The organism is Protofrankia coriariae (assembly GCF_001017755.1).
In the GTDB taxonomy this organism is placed as follows: domain Bacteria; phylum Actinomycetota; class Actinomycetes; order Frankiales; family Frankiaceae; genus Protofrankia; species Protofrankia coriariae.
This window is the reverse complement of record NZ_JWIO01000078.1, coordinates 1-1908: the sequence shown is the minus strand read 5'-3', so window position 1 is coordinate 1908 and position 1908 is coordinate 1. Positions and strand designations below refer to the sequence as shown.

The following is a 1908-nucleotide window of genomic DNA, read 5'->3' as shown; positions in this document are numbered from 1 at the left end:
GGTCGGCCTGCCGCTGGCGGTGGTGGCGGGCGGCTGGCTGCTGGCCCGCCGCCCGGGCTGGCGGCCGCTGCTCGCCTTCTGCCTGGCGCTGCTGATCCCCCTGGGCTGCTACGGCGCCTGGTTCCAGGCGGTGCACGGGCGGGCCGGCATCGTCGGCAGCGACGGGGTCTTCCTCTATTCCCGGACGACGTCGTTCGTGGACTGTGCCCGCACGCACCCGCCGGCCGACCTGGCGGTCCTCTGCCCGTGGGAACCGCCTGAGGCGCGCCAGCCACCGTCGAACTACATCTGGCACGCCGGCACACCGTTGGACGGCATTCCCGGCGAGGCTCCCAGCCCGGCGGGCCAGGTTTTCAGCCCGGCGAAGGAATCGCTGGCCGGCAGGTTCGCCCGCCGGGCCATCGTGACACAGCCGCTGGACTACGCCGGTATCGTGATAAGGGATTTCTCCCGGACGTTCGGGCCGCGGCTGACCGACTACCCCAATGCAGGCATGGTGCGTCCCTTCCTGTTCCACGTCCCACCCGACCCGGTCCCCGACCGGACGTACATTCCCGGCGGCAGCGCTTCCGAGGACGTCCACACCTACGAACACGGCGACGGCACGCACCGCCTGCGCCAGCCGTTCGCCAGCTGGCTGGAGGGCTACCAGCTTCGGGTGGCCATCCCCGGGCCGGTGCTGGGCCTGCTGCTGCTCGGCGCCGTCCTGGGCACCGGGCTGGCGGGCCGGTATCGTCCGCACCTGCGCGCGCCGCTGGTCCTGACCACCGCCGTGGCGGTGACGCTGCTGGTCGTGCCGCCGGCAACGGCGGGTTTCGACCACCGTTACGTCCTGCCCGCGCTCGCCTTCCTGCCAGTCGCGGCGACGTTGGGCTGCCGGGTACTCGCCACCGGGGTCACCCGGCTGACGGCAGGGCGGGCCCGTGCCATTAGTTGATCTTTCTCGGGTGGCCGCGGTGCTGCCCACCTACACGTTGGGCGCGGAACTCGGCAGCGGCGGGCACGGTCTGGTCCTCGCCGGGCACCACCAGGGCCTCGGCCGGGACGTGGCCATCAAGATCCTGTCCGCGACGGCGGACCCCGACCTGCCCACCACCTTCGCCACCGAGGCGCGGCTGCTGGCCGGGCTCGACCATCCGCACATTGTCCGGATCTACGACTATGTCGAGCGCGACGGCCTGTGCCTGCTCATCATGGAACTGCTCGCCGGGGGGACGCTGTCCCGCCGGCGCCGCACGCTGTCCGCCGAGGACGCCTGCGCGGTGGGGCTGGCCATCGCCGAGGCGCTGGAGTGCGCCCACGCCAGGAGCGTGCTGCACCGCGACATCAAGCCCGACAACGTGCTGTTCTCGGGCAACGGCCTGCTGAAGGTCACCGACTTCAGCATCGCGAAGATCTTCGATGCCACGACGGTCGCCACCAACACGATCGTCGGTACGCCGAGATACATGGCCCCCGAACAGCTGGGCGGCGGACGCCTGAGCCCGGCCACCGACCTGTACGCACTCGCGATCATCCTCTACGAGATGCTCGCCGGCGCCCCGCCGTTCGGCCCGGACCTGTCCCTGCTGGCGCTGATCCGTCAGAAGGCCGACCGTCCCACACCGCCGCCCGCCGGCGTCCCCGAGCCCGTGGCCGCGACCCTCATGCGCGCTCTCGAGCGTGATCCGGCGCTACGGCATCCCAGCGCCCGGGCCTTCGCCCTCGACCTCGCCCGCGCCGCCGCCCTCGCGTACGGCCCACGCTGGACCAGCCGCTGCGAGATCGGCCTGCACGTCGCCGACGACGTCCGGGAGGCCGCGCGATACCCGGCCGGAGCGGGCGGGGCATCCGGGCTCGCCAGCAACCGGGCCGCCGCCGCGCCACCGGGCCAACCAACACCGGCGGGCCGACCGACGCCACCGGGCC

The 1908-nt window shown here is 73.0% G+C and carries 2 protein-coding genes; both read left to right on the top strand.

Annotated features, from left to right (window positions below):
* Nucleotides 1–19: 19 nt before the first annotated feature.
* A complete protein-coding gene (locus tag FrCorBMG51_RS25870) occupies nucleotides 20–937 on the top strand; it encodes a hypothetical protein (protein ID WP_052914998.1) in 918 nt (305 codons plus the stop codon).
* The coding region (locus FrCorBMG51_RS23935; protein ID WP_235433857.1) for a serine/threonine-protein kinase at nucleotides 924–1908 on the top strand (985 nt) is incomplete at its 3' end. The genes FrCorBMG51_RS25870 and FrCorBMG51_RS23935, both read left to right, overlap by 14 nt.